This window comes from Pseudoalteromonas sp. MMG013 (genome assembly GCF_018100885.1).
Classification (GTDB): Bacteria; Pseudomonadota; Gammaproteobacteria; order Enterobacterales; family Alteromonadaceae; genus Pseudoalteromonas; species Pseudoalteromonas aurantia.
The window spans coordinates 123,701-136,621 of record NZ_JAGJEE010000014.1 but is presented as its reverse complement, the minus strand read 5'-3'; the positions used below and the strand labels follow the sequence as shown (position 1 = coordinate 136,621).

Sequence of the window (12,921 nt, the reverse complement as noted above, 5' to 3'; positions counted from 1 at the left end):
TTTTGAATTAAAGTCGTATTTAGAACTTGTTGAGCTAACAGGCAGATGTATGCGAACAGACAAACGTGGCGCTATCAATCCAATCAACTCCCCAATTTTAGACAGGCTCAACATTGCCCCAGAAAACTGGCAAAAACTCACCACACAATTTACCAAAGTATTCCATGGCGCAGTAGGGCGACCCCAAAAGCTTGATAATTATTGCGCGAGCCTAGAAATAAAACGGCGCGCTAATTATAAGCAATGTGAAAAGTTACTGGCCTAATGTTTATACCACAAAGATAATTACTATATAACCAACACACCATGGTTTGGCGGGTTAGCCGTGCCTTGTTGCTGGGCATGAGTTCAATTATCCCTACCTTTGAGCTTATAGCACATGTAGTTAATTCAATGTTACTAACTAGGCGATATCTCAGGTAGAACATTGCCTGCTGATTGGTTTTAATTTTTTGAGTGGGTGTCACTGTTTCTCTGTTCCCAATACTGGGAAGAAGGACACCCCAGAAACAATGCCGTATTTATGATGCACCAAACAGGGTTAACGCAGTGGAAAGTGAATTCAGGGTACCATCTTCGTTCACTTGCCGAGACGGCGATGTATCGTTTTAAACAATTAATGGGTGATAAGCTAAAAAGTCGCCAGTTTAATAGTCAGCATACAGAAACGATGATTAAAGTGAAGGCAATAAATAAAATGACTGGGCTAGGTATGCCCAAATATCAGCAACAAAGTTAAAACTGAGAAATTGATTGGTAGTTAGCTATTTGATCAACAAGGCCGTTTAGGATATAAAACACCTGCTGAGTTTGAGTTAGCAGTTACTTCAATAGTGGACGGTGTCCATTTTATCGGGTGAAGATCAAAATTTACTCGCTAGTGCTCCTAAATTTCCGCAGAGCACGGCGTTATACTCTTATTCTGCATGTCAGTTTAATTTGGCAATATTAAGGAAAGATCAATAAATGTTAAGAATTGCTCCACCTGAAAAAGAGTACTCAATCAGTTCAATCGAAGAGTTTGTATATATTGCACGGAAATTTGATCGTTCCGCTTTATATCGGGGGGTAAATGATCAAAATCACCAACTAATAACAAGCCTAGGTAGAAAAAAGCATCTATCTATTAGAGAGGAAGAAAGGCTCTTAAATTTATTTGATACTTATGCGACAGAATTTGACTATTATAAGCCTGTTGATGATTGGGAAAAGCTAATAGTCGCACAGCATCATGGATTGCCGACTCGGTTAATGGATTGGACAAGAAATGCTTTAGTTGCACTTTACTTTGCATCGATAGGAAATAGCTCGAATACAGATGGTGTAGTGTACGCATTTTACCCTGAAAACTGGTTAGAAATTGATAAAAGCAATACATCTCCTTTTGATGTTAAAAGTACTCAGGCTTTTTTGCCTACAATTCCTACTCCAAGAGTTAGGGCACAATCAGGAGTGCATACGATACACCCTAATTACAAAGAGCCCTACATTCCTGAGAACTTATACACAATTAAATTTTTGGGTAGGCATAAGTATGGTTTCATTTACGATTTAGAAAAGTTAGGTGTACATCATGCGTCTATGTTTCCAGATCTTGATGGTCTTGCGCAATACGTTAAATTTATTGTTCGAGGCTAAAAGCGTATAACACATATAAGCCTTAACTCTGTCAATAGGCACTAATGTTCTTTTTGGCCGTTCTTATACAGTGACGGCCAACTCTAAATCAATAAACAAATTCGTTTACTTAGTCTGTCGATGTTGCAGTTAAGCAGGTTGCTTACGGCAAACACATAGTGAGGCTCTCTTATTGCGATCTCATCGCTGTCTACTTTTACCTACTTCCTTCTGGATTCGCAGGGGCACTATGCCTAAAAGGATTTAGGTAGTAGAGCGAAGCAGGACGCCAGAGCCGAGACATTCATCGGTTAACCCAATCAAGGCACTATTCAAAGCGGCTGGTTTCATTATTGTGATCCAGTTAGTTTCAGGCTCAAGTCAGGTGTAAACGACTTTGCTTGTTGTATTAATGCACGCGCACTGAGCGTCTAATCAAGCCAAATGGCTTTGGTCGTTAGGCATATGATCAGGTTATAGCTTAATAGCTATTCACTCACCCAATTGATTGATGCTCAGCCTTTTATCCAGTTAGATGTGCCTGTCCCATTACTGTTGTTGTTCCTTTTTAAAAAGTTAAACGGGCGCTCAGTGTTCTACACTCATCAGCAATCGCGATTAAATATGCAAACAACTCTGTTATGTAAATAAAACGTTGACCTTTTCACTTTTTCGAAATATCTTCTATGACACAGCCCTGCATGGCTGTAGCACTATTTTTATAACGCTAGAAAGTTTAATACACCTGGTTTTTTAACATAACCTCACCATTGTTAATATTATGTGTGTATAGATGGGGAGAAATCTCCCCATCATAATAAAAAGGGAAAGGACGTGATTAATGGTGATGATTTAAGGGCTATGAGACTAAAAGCTGGTATTTCTCAAGAAACTATGTCGAAGAAACTAGAGTGTGATCGAAAAACAGTCATTAATTATGAACTAGGCGTGAGTGATATACCTTCAAAAAAATTATTCCGATGGTTTCAATGCTGTCAACTTGATTTTAGTGCTTTACTCCGCCAGATTAAAGAAGTGCGTAACCAAACGTATAATAATAAATCTAAATTGATAGACTTTATTTCACTTGTTCTATTAATTAGCCTAGTTTTGGGACCAAAAGTAACGGCCGAGATTTACATGGCAATCATAGCCATAACCGCTTTTTATGGGGCAATCAAAAAAGACCCTAATGTTCTGCATATTGCACTGATACTACTTTTTGTTAATTTAGTAGACTATATAATCTTTGCTTTTGGAATTATTGATTTAAGTACGGCTGGTAAGAATAGAGTATTGCATGGTAGTTTGATCTATGGTGTTCAGCTTATTATTAGTGTCACTTCAGTCATTATATTAATTTTTAGGGTACAACTATCAAGAATTTTATCTCACTCTAAAAAAATTGAGCTTACCTATTTCGATGGACTGTTCCATTGGATATTTATATATCTATCAATGATTTATATACTAGCTATTATCGAGCTTTTTGCGCGACATACTTTTGGATTACACAGTATTACTATTATTCATTATAATTTTACATCTTTGGTGTATATTGGCTGGGCTATGTCTTGTGCCTTATTATTAACAATGATAATTAGTACGGAACAAAAAAGTAATCTGCAAGAATCAGGTTCACACTAAAACAGAAGTAACAGAGTGGCTAAAGGGGTTTGTAATAATAAGATTAACTTCGACTTTGAAATGCCACTCAAAACCAATGGGTTCAAAAAACCAATGAGGTCGGAGACGTTGGAGATCTTACCTAAGACGACCTTCATCTAAAATTGCTTGTTTTTCATGGCGAAGGCAAATTGTAATTACTAATAGAGGTAACATCTATCTCAGGCAGTAATAGCGATGCATATGTGTGCCAGTGAAAAACGCTTATTTTTTGTGTAATGGAGTGTAATACCCTAAAAAACCCTTGCTGATATACTCAAAAGCTGATGAAAAATTAATCAACCGTTAATTTATGCACAGCAAGGAAAGTAAACTATGAGCAAGCCAGATCCTATTGCGCAATTACAAGTTGAAGTCGCGCAACTTCAATCTGCATTTGAAGATCTCAATAAACAATGTTCTCCATCAAATGCGCACAACGCCATTTTACGTTGCGCTACCTGTGTTCCACAACCGCTTAATAACTGCACCGATAAAGCCACTAATCCACAACAACCTCATTTTATCCCTGATTTTAATATACCGCTGATTGCAGCCGGTGGCGGCGATCAAAAATGTGACATTCTTGAAAAACTCGGACCATTAGCGAGTTTAATCGGTACTTGGGTCAGTACACGATACGGGGGGTTTAATGTCATGCCTATCCCGCAAGACAACGCTCCTAATGGGTTTATCTTAAAAAATATCTCTTATTATGAAGTCATGACGTTTAGTGCCATTCAGGGAAAAGTCGCTAATCGGGCAGGTAATTATGAACAAGATGCATACACTATTTTTTACTCACAGCGGGTGTTTTTTGCCGATGGCCCTCAAAAAGATGAGCTTGTGCATGCTGAAAATGGGAGCTGGCTACATCAGGTGACGGCGCCTCAAGGACAAGGAACTCTGAACATAGCGCCATGGGTCCCAGATACCCCCGACCCATTACCTCAGCAAGAGCAGAACCGAACTATCGTAAAACAGGTTTCAGTTCCTCATGGTAATTCTATTCTGGCTATTGGTCATCACGACAGTTTTGGAGGTGCGCCGAGTATTCCTGTTGCTAATGCCTTGCCAACGGCTGGCGGTAACAGTTTTAAAGTCCCATATGGTGTTGATATTCCTGAAAACCCCAATGTTAACCCCAATATTGTGCTGCAAGTTGCTTTAGATAGCCTTTATCAACAAGGCATAGAGGTGGTCGAGACCACTGTGCTGGATGTTGATACAGAAACAGATGGTAATATTGCCAATACACCATTTATGAAAGCACATGCAGACGTACCTCGATTCAAAACTACTTTGTGGTTAGAAAGACTGTCTAATGGCCTAGATATGCTGCAGTACACCCAAGATATTACTTTGGACTTCAGTTTGATTAATGGCAAAGACCCCGGCAAACGCACCCGTTATAAGTTTCCACACATTACTGCTAATACCCTATTTAAAGTGCAATAAACACGTTATTGCACTGTGCTGAATATGTCTGTTCAAGACATTTTGTTTGCCACTTGTGACATACATTCGGCAAGCAGCAAACCAAGTTGTTTTTGGTATGCGATACCAAACAAGACAATTAAATAAACTTTAAGGAAAGTAACATGAGCGAACAAGCAATTAAAGAACTCCAATTACAAGTGACAGAGCTCACTTCTAAAGTCAAAGCATTAGAAACACGCTGCAACCCTCCAGGAATCGCAGATTGTGCGGTATGTTATTACTGTACACCTTGTACTCCTTGTATCACACCGACAATTTTATGTGCACCATGTACCACTACATTGTGTGCTATATGCGCACCGGTTGGTACTAGCTATCAACCTTTAGGCCCACCAACACCTTGTGTTGCCTGCGTGCAATGTGATGCAAATTACAAGTGTGTAACATGTGAGCCTGTCGCTAAGTGTGTCACCTGTTACCCTTGTATTGTTAATTTCTGTGCACTATGTCAGCAGGGTCAAAACTTACAATGTCAGCAGTGTGGACCAGTCACTCAATGCGACACTTGCTACCCGTGTGTTGTTACCCTTTGTCAGCAATGTGCGCCTATTACTCAGTGCGACACTTGCTACCCATGTGTCGTTAATTTCTGTCAACAATGCCAGCCGATCACTCAGTGTGACACTTGTTATCCATGTGTGGTGACGTTCTGTGTGACATGCCAGCCAGGTCAAAATTTACAATGTCAGCAGTGTGCATCCATCACTAAGTGTGAGACTTGCTATCCATGTATCGTGAATTTCTGCCAACAATGCGCGCCGGTTACTCAATGTGATACCTGCACTCCTTGTGCCGTGAATTTCTGCGCGCAGTGTTATCAATGCGCCCCGCAGTGTGCGCAGTGTTTCCAATGCGCCTCGCAATGCGCGCAGTGTTTCCAATGTGCCCCGCAATGTGCGCAGTGTTTTCAATGCGCCACGCAATGTGCGCAGTGTTTCCAATGCGCCCCGCAATGTGTGCAATGTTATCAATGTGCCCCGCAGTGTTTGCAATGTTTACAGTGTGTAACTTGCACACCGTGTAGTACCGGCGGTTAGCGCAGTTATTGACATTCCCTGAGCTGAACTCAGGGAATGTCCTTAGAAATTGGATGTTTAATTTATGAAAAAACTAAGATTAACGCCAGCTGCGAGCATTATTCCCAATAGCAGCGGTGTGTTATTAAGTTCAGATTTGGGAGACTTTCAAGTTCACGGTAGAGATACTTCAGACTTTGTTGAAAAAGTCTTGCCGCTATTGGACGGGGCGCTGACTCAAGCTGAAATCTGCACACACTTACCTGAATATGGTGATGCGAGTATTCAGGCAGTCCTACAAATGCTTAACCAATATGGTTTACTAGAAGAAGTTTCTGAGCAACGAGAGTTTAGACCACCAGGTTTAGTACAAACACGCTTTTTACGCCCTTGGCATCAAGCAGGCCAAATGCCACATAGCCAAGATCAAATCTATTCTCTCACTCCTTGTCGAGTATTAGTCGTAGGCCTTGAACCTTGGGCTGTTACATTGTTAGAGGAGCTAGGTACAGCAGGTGTAGGCCATATTCATTTATTAGATAAAGAAAATATCACCTGTGATGACTTAACGTGTCATCGCTTTCTTACGCCTGAAGATATTGGTAAACCAAGAGCACAGGTGTTTAAAACCGTACTACAACAGCGTAATCCGTGGATGCAGATCAGCCATTCTGAGCTGAGTTGTGATAATAATAACTTAGGTTGTCCTTCAAATGACTGGGATTTAGCCATTATCACTTTAGGTAAAGACGCTAACTTTTGGTCACATAAAGTATCTGAATATGTACATCAATACGCGATTAAAGCGATTTATGGTCACTTGAATGGCTTAGAAAGCTGGGTAGGTCCCGTTGTTAATTTAAGTGATACCACCTCGAGCTCATGCTGGAATTGCTTAAGACTCAGAAAACTAGGTACTGAGCAGCATGGAGAATTGGCACACGAAATAGAAAAAAGCCATAATAAAAATCGTGATGGCCGTGCCCGCAGTATGTTGACACCTATGTCTGCCATCACCGGCCAACAACTAGCAATGGAGGCATTAAAAATCCTTTGGGGTTATACTGAAAGTGCGTTATCGTCCCATGTTATTGTACAAAACCTAGTCACACACCAATCAGAAAAGCATGCCATTATTCCTATTCCTTGGTGTGAAGTGTGTGGCTTTGACCACAGCAATACCACGAATCATGCATTATCAATGCATCGTGATAAAAAATCAGCTGCCAACCCTCTTAATCAACTACAAGATGTTGAGCAATTTAAATCTTTATTTGAAGGCTGGGTAGACTCGGTAACAGGTATCGTACGTCAGCTCACAGGACATGCACCACATTTACCCGATTATCCTATTACTGCTTCAGCTGGGGTATCGTCGTTTACTGAAGGCGAGTTTGACCCAAGAGCTTCAGGTCAAGTAGGTTCTGGTAAGGGGCTAGATCATATTTCTGCACATATCAGTGCGGTAGGAGAGGCGCTGGAGCGTTACTCTGCGGCGCGATACCAATTAAGTGATTTTAAATATGCCTCAATTGGCCAGTTACACGGTGATTATGTTGATCCAGATACCTTAGTTTTATATTCGAATAAGCAATACAGTACCCCTAATTTTCCATTTCACAAATGGCATAGAAAGCAAAAAATACACTGGTGTCGTGGTAGCTGGTTAGCAACCGATAAACCTGTTTGGGTACCTGCATTAGTCAGCTATTTTAATTTTGCTTGCCCCTATAAAGAGCAGTTTAGTCAGGTATCTTCCAACGGGCTAGCAGCGGGCCAAGACAATGATGATGCCGCGCTCAGAGCTTGTTATGAATTAATTGAGCGTGATGCCATGATGCTCACTTGGTATGCACAATTACCTTGCGAACGTCTCAGCTATGAGTCGCTCAACCAAGGTAAAATGCGGGTAATGATAGATGACTTAACTCAGCTCGGCGTAGAACTTGAATGCTACTTATTGGATGTGGGGTTACATGTACCAACTGTGGTATGCCTAGCCCTTGGTGATGGTTATCGCACCCCTGCGGCATCTGTTGCGCTCGCCACCCATGGGGATATCAAGGTTGCCATGCGCAAGGCGTTATTGGAACAAGGACATGTGATGCCTTACCTGTGCCAACTTATGCGTTCGGGGCATAAAATTCCGCATCATGTTAGTGATGTAACAAGTTTAGAAGATCACGCGGCTTATTATTTTAGCAAGCGCCAGCTCGCTTCATTTGAGTTTATGCGTCGCCCTATAAGCGAAGCAAAAACACTGGACGATTGGCCTTATGAAGCGATCACGCAAGTTACCCAACTCAAGCAGCGCCTAGATGAAGCGGGGGTAGAGGTTGCTATTGTGGATGTCACGTCTCCAGATATGGCGTTAAGTCCTTTTAGAGTTGCGCGGGCCATCGGTGTCAATATGCAGCCCATTCACTTTGGTGAGCAATTTAAACGGGTAGATAACCCAAGGCTACGCAAGCTATTACAAGGGCGGCCTGTTAATAAAGAACCACATCCCATTGCTTAGAAAAAGGATTATATTATGAAAGTACTCGTGTGTGGCACCCACTATGGTTCCACTTACATTCGCGCATTAAGTCAATTTCCGCAAGATAGTTTCTCATGTGTTGGCGTACTATCAAAAGGAAGTGAATACTCTCAGCAAATTGCCAAGCAAATTGGGGTACCATATTACACTGATGTTACCACTGTGCCGACTGACAATATTGATATTGCTTGCGTTGCTGTATCGGGCGATGCAGGAAAAGCAATTGTATTGTATTTATTAAAAAAAGGCGTCTCAGTATTATGTGAGCACCCCGTTGACCAAGCGTTTGTGCAAGAAGCGCTGGCACTTGCTAAGCAGCAGCAAGTTTATTTTCACGTCAATGGCCACTTTGCTGATTTATATGCCCCACAAGCCTTTTTACAATCCATACTTGCCGCATATCAACAGGGTTTTGGCTGTATGCATTATGCTATGGGGGCTAACTTAAGAACCTTATATTCGGCGCTGGATCTACTAGGGCGTGCACTCGGTGGGTTTGAAGGGCTAGAAATCATCAAATATAGCGGCGAACCAATGGCATTTCAGCCCGTCATGCTCAAAAATAACAACCTCACCGTCTCTGTTTTATGCCAAAACTTTTCGTCAGTTGAAGATGATGGCAGCGCCACGTTTTTAAATCATCAGTGCTCTGCGCTATTTCCTCATGGTACTTTGACGCTCAGTGAAACCACCGGCCCATTAAGCTGGTTTCCTGCCAGTCATTCCTTACCTGCTGAGTCGTGGAAAACCTACATGCCTATTGAGCTTGCACCTATGAGTCAGCAGCAGTTAATGAGCCACAGAGATCAGTGTAATCTGGCGGCGATTGCAACATTAGCTGCCACTGCCCAAGGCGAAACACAGCCTGTATATCAGCAGCCAGATTACTTATTGGGGTTGAGTGGACTATGGCAAACAGTATTGATGGCGTTGCAACCACCAGAAAAAGACAATTGTGCAGCGTAATGATGTGTTGTTTTACACCTAGCGCATTTCATTGTGCTAGGTGTAAAACCCTCAGCTCAATCAGAGCGGAAGCGGTACTCAAGACACCGGCAATTAAAGAGCTAAGTACCCTTGAAGGTGATGCAGCTATTTTGTTGTGACTAAAGGGAAAAATGCTTGGAACATTTTGATTGTTAAAAAATTTAATTTCAGTAAAGTGCTCCGATTATTTAGTTTTGATTCAATACGAGTCGTTCTGTAGGCTCGTTAAGTATTTTTAAGGTTAGTTTAAGTAGTAAGGAAATAATGAAGAAATCTATATTAGGGGGAGCACTGCTAGCATTACCTGTTTATGCAAAGGCAGAAATGACTATAGTCTCAGAAGTATTAATAGGTAAGGCTAAAAATGAGCTTTATGCATACCAAGATTTTGATTTAGGAGGTAATCGTTCATCGTCATCAGATTCTGACTCTTTTGGCTTAAGGTTGGGTTTAGAACTTACGGATAATATAATAGTTGAAATAGCTAAGCATGAACACGGTGAATCAACTAATGACTATACAGTTTCAATTCCTTCCTCATTGGGTGATGGCTTTTATCGTTCTTTTAATGTTAGATTGCCAATAGATATCGAATCAGTAAGGTTTGGTCTGAAAGGTAAGACTGAGTTGTTTGAAAGTTTAATTGTTAATGCAAGGGTCGGTATTGCGCATTGGAAGTATAAAGGTGAAATCCCGGCTCGGCTTGTTCCTACTGATCTTACTAACGGTGGTGGCAGTGGTAATGATATTTATATTTCCTTCGGTTTTGAATATAAATTAACGAAAAACTTGTATATAGGTTTAGAATATTCATTGCTGAGTATTAATGAAACTAAAGAGTATGATTATACAGGAATAGTCAAGTATCAACATGATGTAAAAGATCTTTCAGTTATAGTTGGTTGGGAATTTTAAAGGCCTAATGAGCGTATCAAAATGATATCAAACGCTTGGCTGTAGCCCAGATTGTAAAGAGACTGTATTTAACTCTGTATGATTGTTTAAATTATAGCCTTAAATGGCGAAAGATAGACAAATGGATAGAAAAGCGCTTCAGGCATTTTCTCGTGAAGCAGCTAAATCACCTAAGTCAGAGTCTGGCTTAGGTGATTTTAGAAAAATGATAACTAAGGTGACCGTTGAAACAGCACTTAATGCGGAGCTTGCCGAGCACCTTGGTAATGAAAAACACACACCTAAAATTTGATTCCAATAGGCGTAATGGCTATTCCTCTGAATAAGTTATAATCGGTGATGGTGAAACCCCAGTAGCTGCTTCTAGAATTAGGGAATTGCGCTTTGAATCTCAACTTGTAGGTATTGTATCAAACTCGCTTTCAATCGATGAATGATAAGATACAGAGCTTAATTGCCAAAGGGATCAACTGGAAACCGGAGGTTTACAAAATCGGGGGAAGGTCAACCTCCATTAAGCGCAACAAATGCCTATGAAGGCTTTTTTAGTTTTGATTTATTATAAAAATATAATTTCCCCCTTGAACTTGAAAAACTCTCCCCCATATCCTTTTGCATAATATTTAGTATCAATTTGGTTAGACGGAGAGAACGATGACCACAGCTCAAAAAGAAACATTAGGCTTTCAAACAGAAGTAAAACAATTATTAAACCTAATGATCCATTCTTTGTACTCGAATAAAGAAATCTTCTTACGTGAACTTGTATCTAACGCATCAGATGCAGCGGATAAACTGCGCTTTTTAGCACTGTCTGATGGTAGCCTTTATGATGGTGATGCAGATTTACGTGTACGTGTAAGTGTTGATAAAGAAGCGAATACCGTGACCATTTCTGATAATGGTATTGGTATGACACGCGAAGAAGTGATCAGCTCGTTAGGGACGATTGCTAAGTCAGGTACGGCTGAGTTCTTTAGTAATTTAACGGGTGATCAAGCACAAGATTCACAGTTAATTGGTCAATTTGGTGTTGGTTTTTACTCTGCATTCATCGTTGCAGATGCAGTAACTGTAACGACGCGTAAAGCGGGTGAAAGCACAGGTGTTGAATGGCATTCACAAGGTGAAGGCGATTACACGCTTGCTGAAGTTGAAAAAGAAGGTCGTGGTACTGAAATCGTGCTGCATTTACGTGAAGACGAAGGTGAGTTCTTAGACGACTTCAGATTACGCGGTATTGTGACTAAATACTCTGACCATATTTCTATTCCTGTTGAAATGTTCAAAGCACCAGTGCCAGAGTCAGAAGGCCCTGAGGGTGAAAAAATTGAAGCGGTCCCGGGTGAGTGGGAAGCTATTAACCGTGCCACAGCGCTTTGGTCTCGTGATAAGTCAGAGATCAGTGAAGAAGAATATAAAGAGTTTTACAAGCATGTAGGTCATGATTGGGAAGAGCCACTAACATGGGCACACAACAAGGTTGAAGGTAAAACAGAATACACAAGCTTATTGTATATTCCGAAGAAAGCGCCATTCGACATGTTCAACCGTGACCGTCAAACAGGCTTAAAGCTTTATGTACAACGCGTTTTCATTATGGATGACGCTGAGCAGTTCATGCCGAGCTACTTACGTTTTGTAAAAGGTTTACTTGATTCAAACGATTTGCCTCTGAATATTTCTCGTGAAATTCTACAAGATAACAAGATCACGCAAGCAATTCGTAAAGGCTGTACATCTCGCGTACTTAAAATGCTTGACCGTATGGGCAAAAACAAGCCTGAAGAGTATCAAACATTCTGGAATGAATTTGGTCAAGTGATCAAAGAAGGTCCAGCAGAAGATTCAGCCAACAAAGAAGCCATTGCTAAGCTATTGCGCTTTAGCTCTACACATACAGATGAAGCGACACAGAATGTGTCGTTAGAGCAGTATGTTGAGCGTATGAAAGAAGGCCAAGACAAGATTTATTATGTTGTTGCTGATAGTTTTGAAGCAGCTAAGAGCTCTCCACACCTAGAAATCTTCCGCAAGAAAGGCATTGAGGTATTATTGCTGTCTGACCGTGTTGATGAGTGGATGATGAGCCATCTAACTGAGCTTGATGAGAAGCAACTACAATCCATCACACGTGGTGATTTAGATTTAGGCGAGTTAGATGACGAAGAAGCGAAGAAAGCACAAGAAGAGAGCGAAAAAGAAGTTGAAGGCTTAGTTGAGCGCATTAAAGAAGTGCTTGGTGATAAAGTGAAAGAAGTACGCTTTACGCATCGTCTGACTGATTCTCCTGCGTGTGTTGTTGCTGATGAGCACGACATGAGTTCTCAAATGCAAAAGCTGATGGAATCTGTGGGCCAAGCGGCACCAGAGTCTAAGCCTGTATTTGAATTGAACCCTGAGCACCAGCTTGTTAAACACCTAAATGTTGAGCAAGATGAAGACAAGTTCGTACAGTGGTCAGAAGTGTTATTTGACCAAGCGTTACTTGCAGAGCGTGGTAGCTTAAAAGACCCTGCTGGGTTTGTTGCTCGTTTGAACAAGCTCATGCTTGATTTAAGCAAGTAAGCAGTTTTAGTTAAGTAAAAAAGGGGCTTTATGCCCCTTTTTTTTATCTATAACGAATTAACCTTAGCAATTAGTATAAGTTGCTTGAGAAACATCAGCGCTTATGAAAAAATT

General features: G+C 41.0%; 10 protein-coding genes and 2 pseudogenes. 11 read left to right on the top strand and 1 reads right to left on the bottom strand.

Annotated elements, in window-relative coordinates; all coding sequences use genetic code 11:
- The 6 genes and pseudogenes from J8L98_RS14275 to J8L98_RS14250 all read left to right on the top strand — a co-directional run.
- Positions 1-265, top strand: a pseudogene (locus tag J8L98_RS14275) (transposase); the annotation flags it as partial.
- Between the two features lie 222 nt (positions 266-487).
- Positions 488-739 (top strand): annotated as a pseudogene (locus J8L98_RS14270) (IS5/IS1182 family transposase); the annotation flags it as partial.
- Positions 740-966: 227 nt separating this feature from the next.
- A complete protein-coding gene (locus tag J8L98_RS14265) occupies positions 967-1,638 on the top strand; it encodes an FRG domain-containing protein (RefSeq protein WP_210996942.1) in 672 nt (223 codons plus the stop codon).
- An 813-nt stretch (positions 1,639-2,451) separates the two neighbouring features.
- On the top strand, positions 2,452-3,264 hold the full coding sequence (locus J8L98_RS14260; protein ID WP_210996941.1) for a helix-turn-helix transcriptional regulator: 813 nt from the start codon (positions 2,452-2,454) through the stop codon (positions 3,262-3,264).
- Positions 3,265-3,618: 354 nt separating this feature from the next.
- Positions 3,619-4,740 carry a heme-binding protein gene (locus J8L98_RS14255; RefSeq protein ID WP_210996940.1) on the top strand — a complete coding sequence of 374 codons (1,122 nt, stop codon included), beginning with the start codon at positions 3,619-3,621 and terminating at the stop codon, positions 4,738-4,740.
- Between the two features lie 429 nt (positions 4,741-5,169).
- Positions 5,170-5,427, top strand: coding sequence for a hypothetical protein (locus J8L98_RS14250; RefSeq protein ID WP_210996939.1), 258 nt, complete (start codon positions 5,170-5,172; stop codon positions 5,425-5,427).
- A gap of 32 nt (positions 5,428-5,459) precedes the next feature.
- Here the strand turns inward: J8L98_RS14250 and J8L98_RS14245 are convergent, their stop codons facing one another.
- A complete protein-coding gene (locus J8L98_RS14245; protein ID WP_210996938.1) occupies positions 5,460-5,753 on the bottom strand; it encodes a hypothetical protein in 294 nt (97 codons plus the stop codon).
- Between the two features lie 130 nt (positions 5,754-5,883).
- Between J8L98_RS14245 and J8L98_RS14240 the strand changes: the two genes are divergently transcribed.
- The 5 genes from J8L98_RS14240 to htpG all read left to right on the top strand — a co-directional run bounded on the left by J8L98_RS14240 (position 5,884) and on the right by htpG (position 12,807).
- The gene (locus J8L98_RS14240; RefSeq protein ID WP_210996937.1) at positions 5,884-8,316 is read left to right on the top strand and encodes a TOMM precursor leader peptide-binding protein; all 2,433 of its coding nucleotides are present in this window, start codon (positions 5,884-5,886) and stop codon (positions 8,314-8,316) included.
- 15 nt (positions 8,317-8,331) lie between these two features.
- Positions 8,332-9,303, top strand: coding sequence for a Gfo/Idh/MocA family oxidoreductase (locus J8L98_RS14235; RefSeq protein WP_210996936.1), 972 nt, complete (start codon positions 8,332-8,334; stop codon positions 9,301-9,303).
- Positions 9,304-9,588: 285 nt separating this feature from the next.
- On the top strand, positions 9,589-10,239 hold the full coding sequence (locus tag J8L98_RS14230) for an outer membrane beta-barrel protein (protein ID WP_210996935.1): 651 nt from the start codon (positions 9,589-9,591) through the stop codon (positions 10,237-10,239).
- 121 nt (positions 10,240-10,360) lie between these two features.
- A complete protein-coding gene (locus tag J8L98_RS14225; RefSeq protein WP_210996934.1) occupies positions 10,361-10,531 on the top strand; it encodes a hypothetical protein in 171 nt (56 codons plus the stop codon).
- 362 nt (positions 10,532-10,893) lie between these two features.
- Complete coding sequence (htpG, locus tag J8L98_RS14220) at positions 10,894-12,807, top strand: molecular chaperone HtpG (protein WP_210996933.1); 1,914 nt, start codon at positions 10,894-10,896, stop codon at positions 12,805-12,807.
- Positions 12,808-12,921 lie beyond the last annotated feature (114 nt).